This is a genomic window from Pantoea sp. BS_8 (assembly GCF_041954965.1).
Classification (GTDB): Bacteria; Pseudomonadota; Gammaproteobacteria; order Enterobacterales; family Enterobacteriaceae; genus Pantoea; species Pantoea stewartii.
Window position 1 is genome coordinate 102,101 of sequence record NZ_JAVAXU010000010.1, and the last position, 23,816, is coordinate 125,916.

Consider the following 23,816-nt stretch of genomic DNA (forward strand, 5'->3'; position numbering starts at 1 on the left):
AAAATGACAAGTGGATAACTCTTTGGATTACTTATGCTTGATAGCTTACTTGTCATTCTGCTACTGATCGTAATCAGTGCTTTTTTTTCTCTCTCCGAAATCTCGCTGGCCGCCGCCCGCAAGATTAAGCTGAAACTGCTGGCTGACGAAGGCAACGTTAACGCTCAGCGGGTATTGAAGATGCAGGAAACGCCCGGCATGTTCTTCACCGTGGTGCAAATTGGCCTGAACGCCGTCGCCATTTTGGGTGGTATCGTCGGTGATGCGGCCTTTTCCCCGGCATTTTCCGCCCTCTTCAATCGCTTTATGTCTCACGAACTGGCCGAACAGCTCAGTTTTATCTGCTCATTCACCATCGTCACCAGCCTGTTTATTCTGTTCGCCGACTTAACCCCAAAACGGGTAGGCATGATCGCGCCAGAAACCATTGCCCTGCGGATTATCAATCCCATGCGCTTTTGTTTACTGGTGATGCGGCCGCTGGTCTGGCTGTTTAACGGCCTGGCCAACGTCTTTTTTCGCGTCTTTAAGCTGCCGATGGTACGCAAAGACGATATCACGTCCGACGATATTTACGCGGTTGTGGAAGCCGGTGCGCTGGCTGGCGTGCTGCGTAAGCAGGAACACGAACTGATTGAGAACGTGTTTGAGCTGGAATCACGCACCGTGCCCTCCTCCATGACGTCACGTGAAAATATCGTCTGGTTTGATCTGCACGAAGACGAAGTCAGCCTGAAAACAAAAATCGCTGAACATCCTCACTCGAAATTCCTGGTCTGTAATGGGGACATCGACCACATCGTTGGCTATGTCGATTCGAAAGAGCTGCTGCTGCGCGTACTGGGCAATCAGAGCATGGCGCTGAACAGCGGCGTGCAGATTCGTTCCGCGCTGATTGTTCCGGATACGCTGACGTTGTCTGAGGCGCTGGAAAGCTTTAAAACGGCGGGCGACGACTTCGCGGTCATCATGAACGAATATGCGCTGGTGGTCGGTATCATTACGCTGAATGATGTGATGACGACGCTGATGGGCGACCTGGTGGGTCAGGGCATGGAAGAACAGATTGTTGCGCGCGATGAAAACTCCTGGCTGGTGGAAGGCGGGACGCCGATTGATGATGTTATGCGCGTGCTGGATATCGATGATTTTCCGCAGTCGGGTAACTACGAAACGATTGGCGGCTTTATGATGTATATGCTGCGTAAAATCCCGAAACGTACCGACTTTGTGAAATTTGCGGGCTACAAGTTTGAAGTGGTCGATATCGACAGTTACCGCATTGATCAGCTGCTGGTGACACGGATTGATGAACGACCGCCGATGCTGAACGTGACGAAAAGCGAAGAATAGAAACACTCAGGGCGCCATCGGCGCCCTGTTTTTTAGTTAAACTCTAGCTTGAGACGAACGACCTGGCGGTTAATTTCTGACATCACGCTCAGGTGCTGTTTGTCTTTGACCCGGGGGATCAGGACTTTACCTTTATCAAACTCAAACGCGCCCACATCCTTGATGTACAACCTTCCTTTAAACAGCGTCTTAACATATTTTGCTATCTGTAGCGGATTATAGCGCTGGAAGATTTTCATACTTCTTAACTCCTTAATTTTTAAGCACGCTTCACCGTTGCCAAATTCGGTACGGGTCCATGAAGCGCGAATGCGAGATAAACTATAGAACACTCTGCTTACTTCGCACGACCAGAAATAACTTTTTTTACCGTGCTGACAGAACATTACAGAATACTCTGTTATTTACTTTTCACTATTCAGTATAAACCTTCGTTCGTTACAGAATTGTGTGGTTGATAACAAAGCTGACAGCTTTTTGAGACAGCCGCATCATCCCTGCTTACTATTACAGTTGGATGACTAACTGGTCTGATCACTGGAGAAAATAATGAGGCGTATCACTCTGGCCGCACTGGCCTTGTCACTGCTGCTTCCTGTAAGTGCGTTGGCCCACAATCTTGAGACGGGAAAACGCGTGCCGCCCGTGGGCGTCAATGACAAAGGCGAGTTGATCCTGGCGCAGGAAAAATTCAGTTATCAAGACTGGAACAGCGCGCAACTGAACGGAAAAGTACGTGTCATACAGCACATTGCAGGCCGCTCATCGGCTAAAGAGATGAATGCAGCGTTGGTTGAGGCCATCAAGTCAGCGAAACTGCCGCACGATCGCTATCAGACCACGACGATTGTGAACACCGATGATGCCATTCCCGGCACCAGCCTGTTTGTTCGCAGCAGCATTCAGAGTAATAAAAAGCAGTATCCGTGGTCGCAGTTTATCGTCGACAGCAAGGGCAATGTGCAGCACGCCTGGCAGTTGCAGCAAGGCGGATCGACCATTGTGGTGCTGGATAAAAACGGTCAGGTGAAATATGTCAAAGACGGGGCACTGACGCAGCAGGAAGTCAAAGAAGTCATTACGTTGTTAAAAACGCTGTTAAAAGCATCCTGACAGGTGAAGTCGGGAGGCGAGTGCCTCCCGTCTGACGTCAGAACAGCGATACACGGAAGCCCGGATTCAGGAAAGATTCACGCGGCGCATAATCCAGCGTTCTTCCCTGCCAGTCGTGGACGTGAGCACCTGCCGCGACAGCAACGGCATGACCCGCGCCGGTATCCCAGATATTGGTGGGTCCAAAGCGCGGATAAAGCTGGGCCTTACCTTCAGCGACCAGGCAAAATTTTAACGATGAGCCGGTTGCCACCGTCTGATGTTCCCCTAGCTGCTTCAGATACTCTTTCATCTCATCATCATCGTTGTGGGAACGACTCACCACCACCAGCGGTGGACGTGCATCCAGAACGTGAATCGGCTGCTTTTCTCCGCCCTCTTCCTTCCAGGCTTTACCTTCTGCTGCCGAGTACATCACGCCCAGCGCAGGCGCGTACACCACGCCCATGATCGGTTTGCCCTGCTCGATCAGCGCAATATTGACCGTAAACTCACCATTGCGTTTGATAAACTCTTTGGTGCCGTCAAGCGGATCCACCAGCCAGTAGCGCTGCCAGTGCTGACGGACTTCCCAACCGGGCGGATCTTCCTCTGACAACACCGGAATATCCGGTGTCAGCTGCTTCAGGCCCTTCACAATCACATCATGCGCGGCCAGATCGGCTGCTGTGACGGGCGAATCGTCTGCTTTATGCGAAACATCAGCGGGAACCGAACCGTTATAGACCTGCATAATCGCGTCGCCTGCCTCACGCGCCAGTTGGCTTATTTGCTCTAACATTTGTCACCTCATGTATGCGAATGCTACGCGTTAACTGTTATGCCTGTTGGGGTACATTTTAGCAGTTTCATGCTCGCCCCTGGTTTCAGGTAAACATTTTGAAGCCTTTTTCAGCTATATCAACACAATAGCCCACAATGGCAAAGACCTCTTTTCACGCTGGCCTCTGCACTGATATGACTGAAGCAGCACCAGTCAGGCTCAAAACGTTATTTGCATCACGTTTTAATCTGCCCTTTCATCAGCCTTTTACATTACTTTTGTAGCCTTGATCTTTTAACGTTGGGAGTGAACATGGTTAAGGCGGGAATGATGTTACTGGCACTGAGCGTTTCAGTTGCAGCACAGGGAGCCACCGTGGATTTACGCGTGCTGGAAACGACCGATCTGCACAGCAATATGATGGACTTCGACTATTACAAAGATACGCCCATAGAAAAATATGGTCTGGTGCGCACTGCGTCCCTGATCCATGCCGCGCGTCAGGAAGTCACGAACAGCGTGCTGGTGGACAATGGCGATCTGATCCAGGGTAGCCCGTTAGGCGACTATATGGCTGCAAAAGGGCTCAAACAGGGTGAAGTCCATCCCGTCTATAAGGCGATGAATACGCTGGATTACAGCGCGGGCACGCTGGGCAATCATGAATTCAATTATGGTCTGCCCTATCTGCAAAAAGCCCTGGCGGGCGCGCATTTTCCTTACGTCAATGCCAACGTCATCGATCTGAAGAGCGGTAAGCCACTGTTTACGCCTTATCTGATTAAACCCACCACAGTGACCGATCGCGACGGCAACACGCAGACGGTGAACATCGGCTATATCGGCTTTGTCCCGCCGCAGATTATGGTGTGGGATAAAGGCAACCTGCAGGGCAAAGTGCGGGTGGACGATATTACAGAAACCGCCCGGCGCTACGTGCCCGAAATGCGCGCTAAAGGAGCGGACGTGGTTGTCGTATTAGCCCATTCAGGGTTAAGCAGCGAGCCGTATCAGGCGATGGCAGAAAACTCGGTTTATTACCTCAGCGAAGTTCCGGGCATCAGTGCCATTATGTTTGGTCATGCGCATGCCGTATTCCCGGGGAAAGAGTTTGCAGGGATCAAAGGTGCAGACATTGAGAAAGGAACATTAAACGGTGTGCCTGCGGTCATGCCCGGCATGTGGGGCGATCATCTTGGTGTGGTGGATCTGGTGCTGAGCAAGGAAGGCGATCACTGGCAGGTGACAAGCGGTACCGCGCAGGCGCGTCCGATCTACGATATCGCGCATAAAACTGCGCTGGCTGCTGAAGATCCTGCACTGGTTAAGGTTCTGAAAGACGATCATGATGCTACCCGCACCTTTGTCGCCCAGCCTATCGGAAAATCTGCGGATGTGATGTACAGCTATCTGTCGCTGGTGCAGGACGATCCTACTGTGCAAATTGTGAATAACGCCCAGCGCGCCTACGTCGAGCATTTTATCCAGGGCGATCCCGATCTGGCGCACTTGCCGGTACTGTCTGCCGCCGCGCCGTTTAAAGCCGGGGGACGTAAAAACGATCCTGCCAGCTATGTGGAAGTTGAGAAAGGCAACCTGACCTTCCGCAACGCAGCCGATCTCTATCTGTATCCGAATACGCTGGTGGTGATGAAAGTCAGCGGCGAGCAGGTGAAAGACTGGCTGGAGTGCTCTGCGGGTCAGTTTAACCAAATCGATCCGACCAGTCGCCGCACACAGCCGCTGATCAACTGGAATTTCCGCACCTATAACTTCGATGTGATTGACGGCGTGAGCTATCAGATTGATGTCACACAACCCGCCCGTTACGACGAAGAGTGCAACCTGATCCATCCGGACGCGTCACGCATTAAAGATCTTCGCTGGCAGGGAAAACCCATCGATCTTAAGGCGACCTTCCTGGTGGCAACCAATAACTACCGGGCCTACGCGGGCAAGTTTGCCGGAACGGGCGACAAATACATTGCCTTTGCCTCGCCTGATGAAAACCGCGCGATTCTGGCGGCGTATATCAGTGCCGAAACCAAAAAGCACGGTGAAGTGCGCCCACAGGCGGATAATAACTGGCGACTGGCTGCAATACCTGCCGCGCAGCCTCTTGATATTCGCTTTGAAACCGCACCCGGCGATAAAGCCACACACTTTATTCAGCAGCATGCGCAATATCCCATGAAGGCGACAGGGAATGACGAGACGGGATTCGCTCTCTGGCAGGTAAACTTACAGCAGTAGAGGGGTAAGGGCGGCATCGCACCGCCCTTTATCCTTACAGGATTTCCAGCAGCTCAACTTCAAAAATCAGGGTGCTGAATGGCGGGATGGACGCGCCCGCTCCACGCTCGCCGTAGGCGAGGTTGTGGGGAATCACCAGTTCCCACTTCGAGCCAACCGGCATCAGCGTCAGCGCTTCGATCCAGCCCGCAATCACGCCGGTGACCGGGAATTCCGCCGGCTCGCCACGTGCAACAGAGCTGTCAAACACCGTGCCGTCGATCAGTTTACCGGTGTAATGCACGCGTACGCGGTCCTGGCGCGAAGGAATCGGGCCTTCGCCCTGCGTAATCACGCTGAACTGTAAACCTGACTCGGTGCTGCTGACGCCTTCACGCTGAGCATGGTCCTGCAGGAAAGCCTGGCCTTCTGCGGCCATGGCTTCCACGCGCTCACGACGCACGCTTTCCGCACGCTCATGTACTTCACGCAGGGCGCGATGTACCACATCGACAGGCACCGCAGGTGAGTTCCCTTCCAGCGCGTCGCGCAGGCCCGCGAGCAGTGCTTCTGGCTGCAGCCCCTGCAGACCAGATTCCAGCAGCTGCTGGCCAACCTGTAAACCAATACCGTAACTTGCTTGTGCTTCGACGCTGTCGAAAGAAGGGGTAGTCATCTTCGTTCCTTTCACTCTCGGATATAGTAAGACGGGCAGCATAACAGCGCAGGCCGCTGGCGTAAAATCCGCAGCGCTACAGATGACTTTTGTCGGCGAAAGAGAAACAATACGCAGGTCAAATTTACCAATGCTGGCAGGCACTTCGCGTCCACATTGCCCATACTGTATAAGTGACAAGTTCCCCCTTGTCAGTGGCACTATAAGAAAGAGAGAGAATATGGGCCAGATAGCCCCTCGTCGCCGCAGGACGCATGCACTGCGTATTTTAACCCGGTTACAGAACTTACTGCCGCAACGAACGCGGTCGCAAGGTGCCGGAGCGGAGGAACCCGATATGACTTCAGACGTCCCGTCTCGCCTGCCCAGCTGGCTGTATCGCCTCTGGCATTTTACAGACGATATTCGCTGGATGGACCCGCTCCCGGCTTTCCACCGTCGGGGGATCGTCATTGCCGTCATCGTACTGCTGCTGGCCTTTCTCTGGCCCTCCAGTACGCCGCAGTATCCGGTCGAACGGCCTGTGACACCCTCGGCCGAAAAAGACGTGCCGATGCAGGCGGATATCTACGATAACAAACCGTCTCGCTCCTCTGCCCAATCCGAACCGAAGGCGGACACGCAGGGTGACTGGCACAGCTACCAGATTGCCGCCGGACAAACGCTGGCACAGCTGTTCCGCGACAATAATCTGCCGGTCAATGATGTGTTTGCCATGGCACGCGTTGAGGGCAACGATCAGCCGCTCAGTACGCTGAAGCAGGGGCAGCAGGTGAAGATCCGTCGCGATGCGAATGGCGTCGTTACAGGCTTAACGCTGGAAGGCGCTAACGGTCCCGTCCTGTTTACCCGCCAGCCGGACGGCAGCTTTTTACGTGTAGAATAAGTCCTCCCCGGTGGCGGTCCGTCACCGGTTGCGCCCTTCATGGCCGTCATTTTATTTGCCCGCCCGGTTTCCGGGCAGACCAACCGCAACGCAAGCGGATAGCCGCGTCAGCACAGATGACGGAGTGTGGTCGGTGATGTCGCATCGTCACCCTGATGCGCTGAGGGTTTAGCCGCACATATCATCGTCACCTCTTAATCGGCAAACAGCGCGTTAATCGCATGAGGATCGGGCTGTCCGGTACACCTTTATGTGATGGTGAAGATGCGGGTGCCGGTGAAGAGGGATGGGGCCGGGCAGAAAAAGAAAGGGTATTAACGACTGAAAACAAAAACGCCGACACAAGTGTCGGCGTTCAGGTGCGGCAGGCTAATAAAAATTAACCTGCAACCACGTTCACGATCAGTTTCGCGAATACTTCGCTGTGAACCTGGAAGTCCACTTCGTGCTCACCGGTGGTGCGCAGAACGCCGTTCGGTAAACGAACTTCGCTCTTAGCAACATCAACGCCAGCTGCAGTAACAGCGTCAGCGATGTCGCGGGTACCGATGGAACCGAACAGTTTACCTTCATCGCCTGCTTTAGACGTGATGGTAACAGTGCCCAGTGCGTTGATTTTTTCTGCGCGCGCGTTAGATGCTGCCAGAACGTCAGCCAGTTTGGCTTCCAGTTCTGCACGGCGTGCTTCGAAGAATTCAACGTTTTTCTTGGTAGCAGGAACAGCTTTACCCTGTGGAACCAGGAAGTTACGAGCGTAGCCCGCTTTAACGTTAACCTGATCACCCAGGCTGCCCAGGTTTGCTACTTTATCAAGCAGAATAACTTGCATTACCTTATCCTCTTAAAGTCGTTAATGGACAGTTGCCGATTACTGATGACGATCAGTGTACGGCAGCAGAGACAGGTAACGCGCGCGCTTGATAGCACGAGCCAGCTGACGCTGGTATTTTGCGCGAGTACCAGTGATACGGCTTGGTACAATCTTGCCGCTTTCAGTGATGTAGTTTTTCAGCGTTGCGATATCTTTATAATCGATCTCTTGAACGCCTTCCGCGGTGAAACGGCAGAACTTGCGACGACGGAAATAACGTGCCATTTGGCTAGTCTCCAGAATCTATCAATTCAATCTGCTCGGCATGTAACACCATTTTACTCTGACCATTTCGCGCCTGATGGCAGCTAATAAAGCCTTCGAGAATGAGTTGCGTGCCGACCGTTATATGTTGAGTAATCACCTGATGGGCGCTGCCGCTAAGAATAACAGGCATTCGACACCAGGCTTGCCGGTGAAATCCGGCTTCCATCTGCACCGAGTTGTGCTCAAGCACGAACTGACAGTGCGGAATTCCTGACGGGCTAATTTTTCGAACTGGCGTCTTACACACGGTGCCAGACAGGCGCAGCCGATTAACCGTCACGATGGATTACTCTTCAGAATCCCCAGCATCTGAGTCATCAGCGGATTCGTTAGCAAAATCTTCGCGGCGCTCACGACGCTCGTCTTTCGCTTTAACCATCGGTGATGCTTCAGTTACCGCGTTTTTAACGCGCATAACCATGCTGCGGATAACGGCGTCGTTGAAGCGGAAGTTCGTTTCCAGCTCGTCAATCACTTCCTGCGGCGCTTCTACGTTCATCAGAACATAGTGTGCTTTGTGCAGTTTGTTGATTGGGTAAGCCAGCTGACGGCGGCCCCAGTCTTCCAGACGGTGGATCGTGCCTTCTGCACCAGTGATAGCACCAGTGTAACGCTCGATCATGCCAGGAACCTGTTCGCTCTGGTCAGGATGAACCATAAATACGATTTCGTAATGACGCATCGAAATTGCTCCTTACGGATTATTCAGCCTCCTGTCAGGGTCAGCTGCGGCCCACGGAAGCAAGGAACGTTATAGGTTGTGAATCACCGAAATGACACACACCTCTGAATGCAGCTGAAAAATTGACGCGTAATCATACTGGCGTGGGCGGACAAACTCAAGCGGGGATTTCATTTAAATCGGCGGGAGACCGCCCCGCTCCCGCGCTTATGTGTGAAAAGCAAGAGGGCGGTTTCGTTAACGGATCAGAGTTGACGCTTAAAAAAGCTGACCAGCGCGGTCAGACCTGACGGCGTAATTTTGTGTCCGATATGCGTTTCGGACAGCGTGGTCAGATGGGCATCAAGCCCCTTTTCGCGTAATGCCCGATCCAGGCGCTGAGTTTCAGCAAAAGGCACCACTTCATCGGCATCACCGTGCCACAACAAAAGTGGCCGGTTCGCCAGGTTCTGCAGCCGGGCTGAAGGATCATAGTCTGCCAGCGATGCCATACGTGCTGTGAACTGGGCTTTCTGTTCTTCATTCGTTACCACCACAGGCGGAAACAACGTATGACTGAGCTGCATAAAGTAGCCTGACCCCATCATGCAGGCAACGCTGTGGATGTGTGAATAGCGCGCCATAATCCCCAGCGCCGTCATGCCTCCCATTGAGGCGCCAGCAACGGCAAAGCGCGCATCGGCAATCAGATCGTCGGCACGTAAGGCGGCCTCAATAGCCGGAAATTCATCAATGTTCTGTCTGAGGATGTCCCAGAAATGGCGCAACCGCGTCTCGGCATCACCGTTATAACGCGCACCATGCATGTCGGCATCGGGCATAACGGCACGGAAGCCTGCCTGCGCCAGCGCAACGGCAAAGTAAGCGTACACCTCTTTGGATGAGGTAAACCCGTGATAAAAAACGAGGGTGGGTAAACGCTGGCGACGCTGACCCGCAGGCGCAGCATGCAGGCACTCGATTCCTGCAAACCTTTCCGTGGTGAGCTCAATCATTTTTTCTCCTCTCCGACGACAAATTGAGACGACATATTAGGGGTTTAATGTAATTCCGCGCTTCACAACATCATAAAGGCAATAATTTCTTAACTAAACATTTGCGCCGCGCTGCCGTTGTTAGTGCATATTTGACAAAAAATAAAGGTACTTTATGAAACGTTTCTCTCTCAGCAGAACAAGCCTTGGAGTGAAGCTGTGCGCCATAACTTCAGTAAGTGTAGGCGTTTTATTGTTAGTTTTGACGCTGATTCAAAGTCAAAATGCTTCACGCCAGTTGGAAAGTCTCGCCATGGATGACATGGTCAATCAGGTGCAGGGCATTACTGAAATGGCGTCCATGTTTAACGCGACGCTGACGCAGGAAGTGGGCAATTATACTCAACTGTTTGTCAGCTTTTTGCCTAAGCGTTTCAGCCGCGATGAAACTTCACGTATTCAGGTGGGCGAGTTTTCAACACCGACCCTGCGCGCCGGGCTCAAAACGCTGAACCTCGATCAAATTGCCGTAGATGATTTTACGGATCGTACGTCGGCCGTCGCCACCATCTTTGTGCGTGATGGTGATAATTTCATTCGTGTTTCCACCTCGCTGAAAAAAGAAGATGGCAGCCGGGCCATTGGCACCCAGCTTGATCGGACCAGTGGGGCCTGGAAAAAAGTGACGCAAGGCGAGATCTACCGTGGACTGGCCACCCTGTTTGGTCACCGTTATATCACGCAGTATCAGCCCGTTAAAGACGACAGCGGTACCGTGATTGCCATTATTTTTGTTGGCGTACAGATCGATAAACAGTACGGCCTGATGCGCGAAAAAGTGCTGGCACGTCGTCTGGGCGACAGTGGGCATTTCTACGTGTTAAACGGCACGCCAGGTGCTATGCAGGGGCAGTACCTGTTTGATAAACAGGCTGAAGGTAAACGTCCCGACTGGCAGGAGGGCGTGCTGAACGCGATGCTGACGCAGCCTGAGGGCGTACAGCAAGCCGATATTGATGGGGAAACCAAAATGCTGGCCTGGCAACAGTTGCCTGGCTGGAACTGGATTGTGGTCGGTGAGGTCAACCGCGACAGCCTGCTGGCACCGGTGATTCACAGCCGCAATATGTTCCTCATAACCGGCCTGATTCTGGTCTTGCTGTTTGCGCCGTGTTTTGTCTGGTACAGCCGTCGTGCCATTACGCGTCCGTTACAGCAGGTCATCCATTTGGCTGAGCAATACGCGGCCGGCAACTTACTGGTTCATCTGGCTACGACGCGCCACGATGAAGTGGGTCAGTTGATTAATGCCATTAACGGGATTGGCGAAGGGCTGGAGAAAATAGTCGCGCAGGTTCGCCGTGCCGCGCAGGAAATCAGCGATGGCACGGATACCATTGCCGCCAGCAGTCACAACATCAGTGAGCAAATTGGGCGCCAGGCAAGCAGCGTTGAAGAGACATCGGCCAGCATGGAGCAGTTTGGTGCGACCGTTGAGCATACCGCCGACAGCCTGCGTCAGGCCATGTCGCTGGTGGCCGAGGCCAGCAGTATCGTGGATAACGGCAACCAGACGGTCACCCGTTCGGTCAACACCATGTCCGCCATTAACGTTTCGTCGCAGAGCATCGCTGACATTACGCACGTTATTGAGTCCATTGCCTTCCAGACCAATATTCTGGCGCTGAACGCCGCGGTTGAAGCCGCCCGGGCGGGTGAGCACGGGCGCGGCTTCGCCGTCGTTGCCGCCGAAGTACGGGCGCTGGCACAGCGTTCCGCCCAGGCAGCAAAAGAAATTGATACGTTGATTGCGACCTCAATACGTCATGTTGCTGAAGGCCATGCATTGTCGGAACAAACCCGCGATGCGATGAGCGAAATTGTGATGCATATTGAGCAGGTTCAGGCGTTAATGGGTGAAATTAACGTCGCCGCACAACAGCAAACGGCCGGCATTGGCCAGGTTAACCTGGCGATGAATCAGATTAGCCAGGCCACGCATCAGAACAGTGAACTGGTTACGCAGGCAGAACAGACAGCCCAGAGCCTGAGTGATAAAGGCCACCACCTGACGCAGCTTGTCAGCGTTTTCTCGATTAAGTCGTGATGATTGTGGGGCGGTGGCTTACACTTATCCTGTTAAGGTGACTCTCAAGGATTAGCTATGCGTTATGTTGTGTTACTGACGTTGAGTCTGTTGTTGAGTAGCTGCACGGCGTTTCAGGAGACGCCGAAAGCCCCGCCCGCGCCAACGGCTCAGGCGCAGTCGATTACCCGCGCGCAAAGCTATGGTTTACCGAAGCTCGGTACGATTAGCGCCAGCGTGAGAGGCTCACCGGATGACGCGGAGCGGGCGATTGCTGCGCGCGCGAATCAGGCAGGCGCCGTTTATTATCAGATTCTGATGGTCGACGAAACGATAACGCCTGGCATCTGGTATACCACCGCGATCCTCTACGGTGCCTCACCGGCCGCTGGCACGCGCCAGTAGGCGATCGGCCAGTGCCGCATCGATAGTGGGGTCGCCCCGCGTATCCAGCCACTGGCCGCACCAGGCATCCGCCAGTCGCGGTTCAGCGTGGCGTAACAGTTGAACCGCTGTGGCCAACTGCAGGATGTCCTGTGTTAACGTCCGCGCCTGGGCTTCATCGTGTTTGCCAAGGCGCAGCTTCAGTTGACGCCAGCGTCTGTCGAAGTGGCGGTTAACGCCCTTTACCTCATCACATTCCCGAATTAACGCCTCCACGATACCGCTCTTTTTGCTTATCACACGCAGAACATCCAGACACATCACATTGCCTGAGCCTTCCCAGATGCTGTTAACGGGCATATCACGGTAAAGCCGGGGCAGTTCGCTTTCCTCGCAGTAGCCATTTCCTCCCAGCATTTCCATGGATTCCGCTACAAACGGCATGCCCGCTTTGCAAATCACAAACTTCGCCGCGGGGGTTAACAGCCGGGCAAACGCCGCCTGATTCGCGTCATCCGCCTGCGACCAGGCACGCGCCAGCCGCATCAGTAAGGCCGTTTGCCCTTCCAGTTGTAGCGCCTGACGCGCTAACACCTGACGCATCAGGGGCTGATCCACCAGATTTTTTCCCATCACCTGGCGCTGATGGGCATGGTAAAGGGCGACGGAGAAGGCCCGGCGCATTTGTCCGTGGCTGCCCAGCGCACAGTCAAAGCGCGTCATGCCGGCCATTTTCAGGATCAGGCGCACGCCTTCGCCCTCTTCACCCAGCAGCCAGCCGGTTGCGTCTTTGAACTCCACTTCACTACTGGCATTGGCGCGGTTACCGAGTTTGTCTTTTAAGCGCTCAATGAAAATGGCGTTATGTGACCCGTCCGGCAGCAGGCGAGGCAGAAAGAAACAGCTGAGTCCCTGCTGCGTTTGCGCCAGGATGACGTGGGCATCGCTTTGCGGTACAGAGAAAAACCATTTATGGCCGATGAGGCGATACGCTTCGCCACTTCCCCGTCCCTGCAGCGGCTCTGCGCGCGTGGTATTCGTCAGCACATCGCTGCCGCCCTGCTTTTCAGTCATCCCCATGCCGATCAACAGTCCACGCTTCTGATCGCCCGGCATCGCATGTGTGTCGTAACGATCGCTGAGTAATGGCTCAAGCCAGCCCCGAAACGCGGTGGGCAGATAGCGTTGCAGCAAGGGAATCGCGGCGTGCGTCATCGTCACCGGGCAAAGCGTGCCGGCCTCAACCTGGGCATGCAAAATAAACCGGGCCGCGCGCGCCACGCTGGCGTTTGGCTGTACATCAGGCTGCCAGCTGAGGTTATGCAGACGGCTGCTGCACACGCCCTGCATCAGCAGATGCCAGGCAGGATGAAAGCGCACGTCATCCACTCTTACGCCGCGCGCATCATAGCGGTGAAGTTCAGGAGGACAGGTATTCGCAAGCCGCCCCAGCTCCAGCGACTCTGCACTGCCCAGTTGACTGCCTACCGATGCCAGCCAGTCGCTGTCCCATCCGCCGCCTTCACGCAACAGCGCGTCACATAACGGCACGTCAGACAGAAACAGGTTGCTGTTACTGAGAGGAAAAGGTTGATTAAACACGGTGTGAGTTGTCCAGGTCATAACGGCTCCTCGCGGATATCACTCACTCAGTATGTAAGGTGAGTGGCCATTATGACCGGACAGAAAACCTAATTTGCGGCGGCGATCACGCGTTGCGCTGACGCACCGCCTCAAACAAACAGACGCCCGTTGCGACTGAAACATTGAGCGAGGAAACGCTTCCTGCCATTGGAATGCTGATCAGTTCGTCACAGTGCTCACGTGTCAGGCGGCGCATGCCTTCGCCTTCCGCGCCCATGACCAGCGCCATCGGGCCTGTCATCTTACTTTGATAAACGGTGTGGTCGGCTTCACCAGCGGTACCCACAACCCAGATGTGATATTCCTGTAGCAGACGTAAGGTACGCGCCAGATTCGTGACCCTGATTAACGGGATGTTTTCCGCTGCACCGCTGGCCACTTTTTTAGCGGTTGCGTTCAGGGGCGCAGAGCGATCTTTCGGCACGATAACGGCATGTACCCCCGCCGCGTCGGCACTGCGCAGGCAGGCCCCCAGGTTATGCGGATCGGTGACGCCGTCCAGCACCAGCAGGAAGGGTTTCTCCAGGCTCTGCAGCAGATCCGGCAGATCGCCCTCCTGATACTGCCGACCCGGCTTAACACGTGCCACGATGCCCTGATGTACGCCGCCTTCGACCTGGCTGTCCAGCCATTTGCGGTCGGCCAGCTGAATGACGATCCCTTGAGCTTCCAGCGCGGTCACCAGCGGTTGCAGGCGACGATCGTCGCGGCCTTTGAGAATAAAGACTTCCTGGAAACGTTGTGGGTCACGTTCCAGCAACGCCTGCACGGCATGGATACCAAAAATAATTTCGCTCATCAATCTGCTCAGTGGTTGGAAATAAATGGATAACAGCCCCTGCGCGAACGCAGAGGCCTGGGCGCATCAGGCAGGCTTCGCCTTCTTCGCGGCGCGCTTCGCCTTAGTGGCGGCGATTTTACGGGTTTTCTCCGAAACTTTTTTACTTTTTTTCTCAGCCTTTGCCGCAGCAGGCTTGCTGCCACTCTTGCGGAAAGCGGAATCCGGTTCAAAGTTGGTTTTACGGCTGGCCTGGCGACGGCGTTTGGTTGGTGCTTTACCGTCCCGCTTCGCCTTGTCACGTTCGGTTTTCCCTTCGCCGCGCACCTGACGCTTGCTGGAGATCAACGCAAAGTCAATCTTGCGCTCGTCCATATGGACCGCTTCAACACGCACTTCAACCGCATCACCTAAGCGATACGTGCGTCCACCGGATTCACCGATCAACCGCTGCCCCACCGGATCAAAGCGGTAGTAATCATTGTCCAGTGTCGACACATGCACCAGGCCGTCGATAAACAGATCGCTGAGACGGACAAAGAAGCCAAAGCCGGTAACGCTGGAGATGACACCATTGAAGACATTACCGACCTGATCCTGCATAAAGTCACATTTCAGCCAGTCGGCGACATCGCGGGTGGCTTCGTCGGCACGACGCTCGGTCATGGAACAGTGCTGGCCCAGTTGCAGCATCTGCTGCATATCGTAGTGATAACCGCCCGTTGGTGTCGTCAGGCCTTTCACGTCGCCCTGCTCTTTAGCCAGCAAATACTTGATGGCGCGGTGCAGGAGTAAATCCGGATAACGGCGAATGGGTGAAGTGAAGTGAGCATATGACGCCAGCGCCAGGCCAAAGTGCCCACGGTTTTCCGGGTCGTACACCGCCTGTTTCATGGAGCGCAGCAGCATGGTTTGCAGCATTTCCGCATCCGGACGATCGGCAACCTGCTCCAGCAACGCGGCGTAGTCGACAGGCTGCGGTTTATTGCCTCCAGGCAGACTCAGGCCAAGTTCATTTAATACGGTGCGGAAACTTTTGATGCTGTCGTCGCTGGGGCGATCGTGATCGCGGAACAGCGCAGGCTCCTGATTCTTCTCCACGAAGCGGGCAGAGGCAATGTTTGCCAGAATCATGCACTCTTCAATCAGCTTGTGGGCGTCATTGCGCGAGGTGCGTTCAACGCGTTCGATGCGGCGTTCAGCGTTGAAAATAAACTTCGCTTCTTCTGTCTCAAAGGAGATACCACCCCGTTCTTCGCGGGCGGTTTCCAGCACCTGATACATGTTGTGCAGTTCCTGCAGGTCTTTGACCAGCGGCGCGTACTGCTCACACAGCTCCGGGTTGCCTTGCAGAATATTCCACACTTTGGTGTAGGTCAGACGCGCATGGGAGTTCATCACCGCTTCATAGTGTTTAAAGCCGGTGAGTTTACCTTTTGCCGATACGGTCATTTCGCACACCATACACAGGCGATCGACCTGAGGATTCAGCGAGCACAAGCCGTTCGACAGCACTTCCGGCAGCATCGGCACTACCTGCGAAGGGAAATATACCGATGTCCCGCGCTGCTGTGCTTCGTTATCCAGCGGTGTGCCGGGGCGAACATAGTAACTGACGTCCGCAATGGCCACCCACAGACGCCAGCCACCTCCGCGCTTTTTCTCGCAGTAAACCGCGTCATCAAAATCGCGCGCATCCTCACCGTCGATAGTGACTAACGGCAACTGGCGCAGATCGACCCGGCCTTTTTTCGCCGACTCGGGCACCTCTTCACTCAGCTTGCTCACCTGAGCTTCAACCTCTGGCGGCCAGCTGTGCGGAATTTCATGGGTGCGCAGCGCCATATCCACGGCCAGGCTGGTGCCCATATCATCGCCAAGAATCTCGGCGATTTTACCGATTGCCTTCGAACGCCGGGTTGGACGTTGTAAAAGCTCAACGACCACGACGGACCCCATGCGGGCATTCATGGTTTCTTCAGGCCCGATCAGAATATCGAAGCTCAGACGACTGTCGTCGGGCACAACAAAGCCGACGCCGGCATCGGTGAAATAGCGGCCGACAATTTGATTATTGCGCGGTTCCTGAACCCGAACGACACGCGCTTCGCGGCGACCTTTCCGATCGGCCCCCAGCGGTTGGGCCAGGATGACATCGCCATGCATACAAAATTTCATCTGTTCGGCAGAAAGATACAGATCGTCTTTTTGCCCTTCAACGCGTAAAAAGCCATAGCCATCGCGATGACCAATGACCTTTCCACGCAGCAGATCAAGACGTTCAGGCAGGGCATAACACTGGCGGCGGGTGAAAACTAACTGGCCATCACGTTCCATTGCACGTAAACGACGGCGTAAGGCTTCGAGGTGCTCTTCTTCCTGCAAATTCATTTCTTGTGCCAGCTCTTCGCGGCTGGCGGGTTTTTCGCGTTTTTCTAATAAAGCCAGAATAAATTCACGGCTTGGAATAGGGTTTTCGTACTTTTCAGCTTCTCTGTCCAGAAAAGGATCTTTTGACATTACGGTTCCTCCGATGTCATTGAGTATTCATTGCCACCGGCGGTTCAGACAATACAATTTCATATAAAGGCGTATTACCTTCCACTAAATCTGCCAGCGTATAGCCGTCCAGTTCTTTTAAAAATAACTGCACGGCATCATGTAAGGCCTGCTTAAGGCGACAGGCAGGCGTGATAGAGCACCGGGCGCAGTCAACCAACTGCAAAGGTTCCATTTTGCGAACCACATCACCAATGATGATATTTCCCGGAGGCATTCCCAGACGAATGCCCCCATTTTTGCCACGTATGGCCGCAACAAACCCAGCACGACTAAGTTGATTGATAATTTTGACCATATGATTACGCGACACGCCATACGTATCGGTGACCTCTGTAATACTGGTTAGTCTGCCTTCCGGCAGCGTGGCCATATAAATCAACGCCCTCAGGCCGTAGTCGGTAAAACTTGTTAGCTGCACAGTGACCTCAGTCAATCATTCGGTGGCACCTGTATGCTCGCCCGTCCTGCTGTTTATTTCAATATTGAACTGGTTCTGACGTATTTCGCTACGATGATAAACCAGAGTGTTGGCGGCTGTGTATTTTTTTCAGCCAGTGTAGAGTTGGACAAGCGAAGGGAATTTTAGTGGCATTAAATCACATAAAAAACAAAGGCCGGACATTGTCCGGCCAGATGATGATTACGCGCTGAATGGGTCACGCAGAATCATTGTCTCGCTACGATCAGGGCCGGTTGAAATAATATCAATCGGAACACCGGTCACTTCTTCTACACGTTTGATGTAGTTGCGCGCCGCCTGAGGCAGGCCTTCCAGCGTTTTAACGCCAAAAGTGGTTTCGCTCCAGCCCGGCAGGGTTTCATAGATCGGCTCAATGCCTTCCCAGTTCTCAGCAGCCAGCGGCGTAGTGGTGACTTCACTGCCGTCAGGCATGCGATAAGCCACGCAAATTTTTACTTCTTTCAGACCATCCAGTACATCCAGCTTGGTCATGCAGAAACCAGACAGTGAGTTGATCTGCACCGCACGGCGGACCGCAACGGCATCCAGCCAGCCCGTACGACGACGGCGGCCTGTAGTGGCACCAAATTCGTTACCTTGCTTGCAAAGGAACTCACCGGTTTCATCGAACAGCTCGGTAGGGAACGGACCCGCACCCACACGCGTTGAGTAGGCTTTAACAATACCCAGTACGTAATCGACAAAACGCGGGCCGATACCTGAACCTGTCGCCACGCCACCGGCGGTGGTGTTGGACGAGGTCACATAGGGATAGGTACCGTGATCGATATCCAGCAGTGTTCCCTGCGCGCCTTCAAACATAATCAGATCGCCACGCTTACGCGCCGTATCCAGCAGTTCAGACACATCGACCACCATGCCGGTCAGGATGTCGGCAACCGCCATGACATCGTTCAGCACTTTATCGTAGTCGACGGCTTCTTCTTTGTAATAATTCACCAGCTGGAAGTTATAGAGATCCATCACTTCTTTCAGCTTGGCAGCAAAGGTTTCTTTGTTGAACAGGTCGCTGACGCGCAGTGCACGACGGGCAACTTTGTCTTCGTAAGCCGGTCCGATGCCACGGCCCGTCGTCCCGATCGCTTTTGCACCGCGCGCTTTTTCGCGCGCCATGTCCATGGCGACATGGTATTGCAGGATCAGCGGACAGGCTTCAGAAATCAGCAGACGTTCGCGTACGGGAATCCCACGCTCTTCCAGGCCTTTCATCTCTTTCATCAATGCTTCAGGAGAGAGAACCACGCCATTACCAATGATGCTGGTAACGTTATCACGCAGGATGCCAGAAGGGATTAAGTGGAGAACGGTTTTTTCACCGTTGATGACAAGTGTATGGCCCGCATTGTGGCCGCCTTGATAACGCACCACGTAGTTAGCGCGCTCAGTCAGAAGGTCTACAATCTTACCTTTACCTTCGTCACCCCATTGGGTGCCCAGTACGACGACGTTCTTACCCATTTCTCAAAATCACCGATTGCTTAAAAAAGGATTCTACCATCTGATTTTATGGTTTTCAGCACTTTTAGCACACGATTGCGCGCTTTTTTGCCTGCGTTTTGATCACTACTACATCCAGGGGGTAAACGCGGCTTCAGATACCACACAGACGGCGAGCGCCACCTTATCAGGCTTCGCCATGCAGCCGCAGCATGCAGTAAATCACCACGCCGGCGACCACTAATCCCCCACCAAAACGGTGTAAAAGCCGATCGGGCAACTGGGTCATGCTCAACACTACGCGCCGCCACAGCCGTGGCATAAACATCGGCCCCAGCCCCTCAAGCACTAAAACCAATGCCAGTGCCATCCAGATATTTACGTTCATTCCGCATCCAAAAAAAAGGCCGACAACATTGTCGGCCTGTCAGTTATATCAGTTCTTAGCGCGTGGCGTTAGACGGCGCCTTCATATAGCGGAAGAAGTCACTGTCTGGGCTCAACACCATCACGTCCTGATTTTCGTTGAAGCTGTTTTCATAAGCACGCAGGCTGCGGATAAAGGCGTAGAAATCCGGATCCTGACTGAAAGCATTCGCAAACAGTTTTGCCGCTTCTGCATCGCCATCACCGCGGGTAATCAGGGCTTCACGCTGGGCTTCTGCCAGCGTACGGGTAACCTGATAGTCAGCCTGAGCACGCAGTTTTTCCGCCTCTTCCTGTCCCTGTGAACGCTGGCTACGCGCAACCGCTTCACGCTCGGCGCGCATGCGGTTAAAGATCGCATCTGAGACTTCCGTCGGCAGATTGATCTGTTTGATCCGCACGTCAACAACCTGAATCCCTAACGCCGCCATACTGTTTGGATTTGGCGCAGGTTCACTGCTGTTGGTTTCCCGTTCAACCCGTGCCGCTGCACTGGCGATAGCATCATCTGCGGCTGGTGTAGAGACGTCATCGTCACCGCCTGCCGTACCGGTATTCAGCGCATCACGGACATCCGTGGTCAAACGACCACGAGAATCGGTCACGATGTCTTTCACGTCGAGACGGCCCATTTCTGAACGTAAACGGTCACTGAATTTACGCTTCAGCAGCACTTCGGCCTGAGACACATCCCCACCACCGGTTGCCAGGTAGTAGCGACTGAAATCGCTGATGCGCCACTTAATGTAAGAGTCGACAATCAGATCTTTCTTCTCTTTGGTCACGAAGCGATCGGCCTGGTTATCCATGGTCTGGATACGCGCATCCAGCATTTTAACCGTTTCGATAAACGGAATCTTGAAATGCAGACCCGGTGCAAAAACCTGAGGCTTGTTTTCGCTGTCGCGCAGGACTTTACCAAAGCGCAGGACAATACCGCGCTCACCTTCCTGTACCACGAAGAGCGACGCATAAATGGCGACCAACGCGATAATAATGACAACTATGACTGGCTTACGCATTGATTACTCTCTCCCTTCGCGCTGGGTATCGTTGCGCAGAGCGTTGGCTCGACGCTGATCCATGATGCTGTCTGGACTGTATGACGACGTGTCCGTGCGGCTTGCACTCCGATCGGAAAGTGACGGCAATGCTGCGCTGCTCTTTTGCCCGTTCTTCGCAGAGGAAGACTGAACACCACGCATCAGTTGATCGAGAGGCAGAACCATCAGGTTGTTACCACGATCGTTCACCAGCACTTTACGTGTATGACTCAGAACACGCTCCATGGTCTCAATGTACAGACGCTCTTTGGTAATTTCCGGCGCGGCTTTGTATTCCGGTAAAAGCTTGGCAAAACGCGCCACTTCACCCTGTGCTTCCAGCACCGTGCGCTCTTTATAAGCACGTGCTTCTTCCAGCACACGCTGCGCACGACCGTTAGCCCGCGGTTGAACTTCGTTCGCATAGGCTTCCGCTTCACGCACATACTGCTCACGGTTTTCACGCGCGGCAATCGCATCATCAAACGCTGACTTCACTTCTTCAGGAGGACGCGCCGCCTGGAAGTTAACGTCAAGCACCGTGATGCCCATATGGTACGGGCGAATGGTTTCGTCGATTTCGCGCTGCGTTTCGCTACGCACGACCGTACGACCTTCTGTCAGAATACGATCCATGGTAGAGCGACCAATTACGCCGCGCAGCGCACTGTCCGTTGCCTGACGCAGGCTGTCGTCCGGGCTGGTAACAGAGAACAAATAGCGTTCCGGATCGGTTACGCGGTACTGCACGTTCATCTCCACGCGCACGACGTTTTCATCAGAGGTCAGCATGACGCCCGAGGCCGCCAGTTCACGCACGGCTTCGACATTCACGGCGCGGACCTGATCGATAAAGGTGGGCTTCCAGTTCAGGCCTGGCTCAACGATGTGGCTGAACTTACCAAAGCGCGTGACAACACCGCGTTCCGCTTCTTTGATCGTATAAAATCCGCTTGCTGCCCAGATCACCACTGCCGCAACAGCGACAATGCCAAAAAGTTTGCCGCTACCGCCGGAACTGCGCTGACCATTGTCACCTTTATTGCCGCCGCCGAATCCGCCAAGCTTTTTACTCAGCTTGCGGAAGATATCATCCAGATCAGGAGGCCCAGATTCCTTACCTCCCTTATTCCCCCCAGAGTTGCCGCCTTGATTATTGCTGCTTCCCCACGGGTCGCGGTCCTGTCCGTTATTTCCGGGCTGATTCCACGCCATGTCATTACTCCATTTATAGTTTTAGCGGCTTACCCTTGTGATTTTCCGTTGTGGCGGCACTGGCTGCGTCTGTGTTCCCGACTCGCCGACCAGGTGAAGAGAGTGGCCGTCGGGAAATATGTCAACTAACGCCGCGCAACAACATAAAATCGTCAGGGTAAGTTCGGTTTGGCAATCTCAAACAATATAACTGGTCAGCGACGGCTCCTGCTTGCATAAGCGGTGCCAGTCAACAATCGGCATTCGCACATGCAACCCCACACTGCCGTCCTCTTCGTTCCACTCTTTTTCAATCGCCTGCAACTGATAGAAACGGCTGCGTAAGCGCCCCGCATCCGGTGGCAAACGTAAATCGTACTGGGCAATCTCGCCCGACAGACGCTCGGACAGCGCCTGCCATAACAGCGGAATCCCCGCCCCCGTCTGCGCAGAGAGCCATACTCGCACCGGCAGGTTATTTTCGTCACGGTCAATGCGCGGTTCAAAACCGTCCAGCATATCGATCTTATTCATGATCAGTAACGCGGGAATTTCATCGGCTTCGATTTCTTCAAGCACCTCATTGACAGCATCTATGTTTTCATTGACCCGTACGTCGGCTGCATCGATCACATGCATCAGCAACGTGGCCTGGCGGGTTTCCTGCAAGGTAGCTTTAAATGCGGCCACTAAATCATGCGGCAGATGGCGGATGAAGCCGACGGTATCGGCCAGCACAACTTCACCGACATCGGCAACATTCAGGCGACGCAACGTGGGATCCAGCGTGGCAAACAGCTGATCCGCGGCATAAACGTTGGCAGAGGTGATGGCGTTAAAAAGGGTAGACTTGCCGGCGTTGGTGTAACCCACCAGCGAGACAGTCGGCACATCGGCTTTAGCGCGCGCCTGTCGTCCCTGCTCGCGCTGTTTTTCAACGCGTTCCAGACGTGACAAAATCTGGCTGATACGGCCACGCAATAAACGGCGGTCGGTTTCTAACTGCGTTTCACCCGGGCCACGCAGGCCAATACCGCCTTTCTGGCGTTCAAGGTGCGTCCAGCCTCTCACCAAGCGTGTTGCCAGGTGACGCAACTGCGCCAGCTCAACCTGCAATTTCCCCTCATGGGTACGTGCACGTTGGGCAAAAATATCAAGAATCAGGCCAGTGCGGTCGATAACACGGCACTCGCACAGGCGCTCAAGATTACGTTCCTGAGCGGGCGTTAAGGCATGATCGAAAAGGACGACCGATGCTCCACTTGTTTTTACCGCATCGGCAATTTCAACGGCTTTTCCTTCACCGACAAAATACTTGGGATGTGGCGCTTTACGACTGCCGGTGACAACCTGCAGTGCTTCAACGCCAGCAGAAGAAACCAGGGTTTCGAATTCCTGTAAATCTTCGAGCTCTTTGTCTTGGGAGAACCAGATGTGTACCAGTACGGCCTGCTCACCGGCATCATAACGGTCAAACAAGCTATAACCTCGCTTATATAAAAAGACCAGGACGGAAAACCTGAGGCTTTCCAGTCCTGGTTAAACGGTGCCGCCTTACTCTGCGTTATCACCGTCTTGTTGTGGCTGCGACTGAGCAGACGTATTGCTGCCGCCGTGATGGTAATTGTTGTTGCTGCTACCGCCGGTATTGTTGCTATGGTGAGAAACCGGACGTGAAGGCACAACAGTAGAGATGGCATGCTTATACACCATCTGACTTACCGTGTTTTTCAACAAAATAACGAACTGATCAAAGGATTCAATCTGACCTTGCAGCTTGATACCGTTGACCAAATAGATCGAAACCGGAACACGTTCACGACGCAGTGCGTTCAGAAACGGGTCTTGTAATGATTGCCCCTTAGCCATTCTATCTTTTCCTTATATGCTTGTTGTTTGTTGCTTGTAGAACACAGTGGTTCTGAAAAAAACTGCGTAAAAATTTGCGCACGTAACTTGCCAAT

The 23,816-nt window shown here is 53.9% G+C and carries 24 protein-coding genes; 6 read left to right on the forward strand and 18 right to left on the reverse strand.

Going from position 1 to position 23,816, the window contains the following annotated elements; translation table 11 throughout:
• Positions 1-33: 33 nt before the first annotated feature.
• Positions 34-1,353 carry a hemolysin family protein gene (locus RAC65_RS17240; RefSeq protein ID WP_033740022.1) on the forward strand — a complete coding sequence of 440 codons (1,320 nt, stop codon included), beginning with the start codon at positions 34-36 and terminating at the stop codon, positions 1,351-1,353.
• Positions 1,354-1,385: 32 nt separating this feature from the next.
• Here the strand turns inward: RAC65_RS17240 and RAC65_RS17245 are convergent, their stop codons facing one another.
• Positions 1,386-1,592, reverse strand: a complete 207-nt coding sequence (locus tag RAC65_RS17245) for a DUF1107 domain-containing protein (protein WP_003855513.1) — start codon at positions 1,590-1,592, stop codon at positions 1,386-1,388.
• A 310-nt stretch (positions 1,593-1,902) separates the two neighbouring features.
• Between RAC65_RS17245 and RAC65_RS17250 the strand changes: the two genes are divergently transcribed.
• On the forward strand, positions 1,903-2,466 hold the full coding sequence (locus tag RAC65_RS17250) for a YtfJ family protein (protein WP_164482618.1): 564 nt from the start codon (positions 1,903-1,905) through the stop codon (positions 2,464-2,466).
• Positions 2,467-2,503: 37 nt separating this feature from the next.
• Here the strand turns inward: RAC65_RS17250 and cysQ are convergent, their stop codons facing one another.
• Entirely contained in the window at positions 2,504-3,247 is a 744-nt protein-coding gene (cysQ, locus tag RAC65_RS17255; RefSeq protein WP_033740024.1) for a 3'(2'),5'-bisphosphate nucleotidase CysQ, read from the reverse strand.
• Positions 3,248-3,541: 294 nt separating this feature from the next.
• Here cysQ and RAC65_RS17260 point away from each other — a divergent pair, with 294 nt between their 5' ends.
• Positions 3,542-5,482 (forward strand): bifunctional 2',3'-cyclic-nucleotide 2'-phosphodiesterase/3'-nucleotidase, encoded by a 1,941-nt coding sequence (locus RAC65_RS17260; RefSeq protein ID WP_375096941.1) that lies wholly within the window; start codon positions 3,542-3,544, stop codon positions 5,480-5,482.
• 34 nt (positions 5,483-5,516) lie between these two features.
• On the opposite strand, the gene fklB is transcribed toward RAC65_RS17260, so the two are convergent.
• Positions 5,517-6,137 carry an FKBP-type peptidyl-prolyl cis-trans isomerase gene (gene fklB, locus RAC65_RS17265; protein ID WP_006118358.1) on the reverse strand — a complete coding sequence of 207 codons (621 nt, stop codon included), beginning with the start codon at positions 6,135-6,137 and terminating at the stop codon, positions 5,517-5,519.
• A gap of 220 nt (positions 6,138-6,357) precedes the next feature.
• Here fklB and RAC65_RS17270 point away from each other — a divergent pair, with 220 nt between their 5' ends.
• Positions 6,358-7,023: an OapA family protein gene (locus RAC65_RS17270; protein ID WP_152607494.1), complete on the forward strand. Its 666-nt coding sequence runs from the start codon at positions 6,358-6,360 to the stop codon at positions 7,021-7,023.
• 379 nt (positions 7,024-7,402) lie between these two features.
• On the opposite strand, the gene rplI is transcribed toward RAC65_RS17270, so the two are convergent.
• From rplI to yjfP, 5 genes are all read right to left on the reverse strand, one after another.
• Complete coding sequence (gene rplI, locus RAC65_RS17275; protein ID WP_006120926.1) at positions 7,403-7,852, reverse strand: 50S ribosomal protein L9; 450 nt, start codon at positions 7,850-7,852, stop codon at positions 7,403-7,405.
• Between the two features lie 39 nt (positions 7,853-7,891).
• Complete coding sequence (gene rpsR / locus RAC65_RS17280; RefSeq protein ID WP_000135199.1) at positions 7,892-8,119, reverse strand: 30S ribosomal protein S18; 228 nt, start codon at positions 8,117-8,119, stop codon at positions 7,892-7,894.
• A gap of 4 nt (positions 8,120-8,123) precedes the next feature.
• On the reverse strand, positions 8,124-8,441 hold the full coding sequence (gene priB, locus RAC65_RS17285; RefSeq protein WP_006120927.1) for a primosomal replication protein N: 318 nt from the start codon (positions 8,439-8,441) through the stop codon (positions 8,124-8,126).
• 6 nt (positions 8,442-8,447) lie between these two features.
• Positions 8,448-8,843, reverse strand: a complete 396-nt coding sequence (rpsF, locus tag RAC65_RS17290; protein WP_006120928.1) for a 30S ribosomal protein S6 — start codon at positions 8,841-8,843, stop codon at positions 8,448-8,450.
• 245 nt (positions 8,844-9,088) lie between these two features.
• On the reverse strand, positions 9,089-9,838 hold the full coding sequence (gene yjfP / locus RAC65_RS17295; RefSeq protein ID WP_054633019.1) for an esterase: 750 nt from the start codon (positions 9,836-9,838) through the stop codon (positions 9,089-9,091).
• A 154-nt stretch (positions 9,839-9,992) separates the two neighbouring features.
• Here yjfP and RAC65_RS17300 point away from each other — a divergent pair, with 154 nt between their 5' ends.
• Both RAC65_RS17300 and bsmA read left to right on the forward strand, forming a co-directional pair.
• Positions 9,993-11,924 carry a methyl-accepting chemotaxis protein gene (locus RAC65_RS17300; RefSeq protein WP_205955722.1) on the forward strand — a complete coding sequence of 644 codons (1,932 nt, stop codon included), beginning with the start codon at positions 9,993-9,995 and terminating at the stop codon, positions 11,922-11,924.
• 57 nt (positions 11,925-11,981) lie between these two features.
• Positions 11,982-12,308 carry a biofilm peroxide resistance protein BsmA gene (gene bsmA, locus RAC65_RS17305; protein ID WP_164482619.1) on the forward strand — a complete coding sequence of 109 codons (327 nt, stop codon included), beginning with the start codon at positions 11,982-11,984 and terminating at the stop codon, positions 12,306-12,308.
• On the opposite strand, the gene RAC65_RS17310 is transcribed toward bsmA, so the two are convergent.
• The 10 genes from RAC65_RS17310 to hfq all read right to left on the reverse strand — a co-directional run bounded on the left by RAC65_RS17310 (position 12,282) and on the right by hfq (position 23,721).
• Positions 12,282-13,910: an isovaleryl-CoA dehydrogenase gene (locus RAC65_RS17310; RefSeq protein WP_375096942.1), complete on the reverse strand. Its 1,629-nt coding sequence runs from the start codon at positions 13,908-13,910 to the stop codon at positions 12,282-12,284. The two genes, bsmA and RAC65_RS17310, sit on opposite strands and share 27 nt — an antisense overlap.
• 85 nt (positions 13,911-13,995) lie before the next feature.
• The gene (gene rlmB / locus RAC65_RS17315) at positions 13,996-14,730 is read right to left on the reverse strand and encodes a 23S rRNA (guanosine(2251)-2'-O)-methyltransferase RlmB (protein WP_033740035.1); all 735 of its coding nucleotides are present in this window, start codon (positions 14,728-14,730) and stop codon (positions 13,996-13,998) included.
• A gap of 66 nt (positions 14,731-14,796) precedes the next feature.
• Positions 14,797-17,229 carry a ribonuclease R gene (rnr, locus tag RAC65_RS17320; RefSeq protein ID WP_375096943.1) on the reverse strand — a complete coding sequence of 811 codons (2,433 nt, stop codon included), beginning with the start codon at positions 17,227-17,229 and terminating at the stop codon, positions 14,797-14,799.
• A gap of 16 nt (positions 17,230-17,245) precedes the next feature.
• Positions 17,246-17,689: a nitric oxide-sensing transcriptional repressor NsrR gene (nsrR, locus tag RAC65_RS17325; RefSeq protein WP_006120936.1), complete on the reverse strand. Its 444-nt coding sequence runs from the start codon at positions 17,687-17,689 to the stop codon at positions 17,246-17,248.
• A 222-nt stretch (positions 17,690-17,911) separates the two neighbouring features.
• The gene (locus RAC65_RS17330; protein ID WP_033740036.1) at positions 17,912-19,210 is read right to left on the reverse strand and encodes an adenylosuccinate synthase; all 1,299 of its coding nucleotides are present in this window, start codon (positions 19,208-19,210) and stop codon (positions 17,912-17,914) included.
• 166 nt (positions 19,211-19,376) lie between these two features.
• On the reverse strand, positions 19,377-19,577 hold the full coding sequence (locus tag RAC65_RS17335) for a DUF2065 family protein (protein ID WP_006120939.1): 201 nt from the start codon (positions 19,575-19,577) through the stop codon (positions 19,377-19,379).
• A gap of 55 nt (positions 19,578-19,632) precedes the next feature.
• Complete coding sequence (hflC, locus tag RAC65_RS17340) at positions 19,633-20,637, reverse strand: protease modulator HflC (RefSeq protein ID WP_006120940.1); 1,005 nt, start codon at positions 20,635-20,637, stop codon at positions 19,633-19,635.
• 3 nt (positions 20,638-20,640) lie between these two features.
• Positions 20,641-21,873 (reverse strand): FtsH protease activity modulator HflK, encoded by a 1,233-nt coding sequence (gene hflK / locus RAC65_RS17345; RefSeq protein WP_033740037.1) that lies wholly within the window; start codon positions 21,871-21,873, stop codon positions 20,641-20,643.
• A 177-nt stretch (positions 21,874-22,050) separates the two neighbouring features.
• Positions 22,051-23,331, reverse strand: a complete 1,281-nt coding sequence (gene hflX / locus RAC65_RS17350; protein WP_006120942.1) for a ribosome rescue GTPase HflX — start codon at positions 23,329-23,331, stop codon at positions 22,051-22,053.
• Positions 23,332-23,406: 75 nt separating this feature from the next.
• Positions 23,407-23,721: an RNA chaperone Hfq gene (hfq, locus tag RAC65_RS17355; RefSeq protein WP_375096944.1), complete on the reverse strand. Its 315-nt coding sequence runs from the start codon at positions 23,719-23,721 to the stop codon at positions 23,407-23,409.
• Positions 23,722-23,816 lie beyond the last annotated feature (95 nt).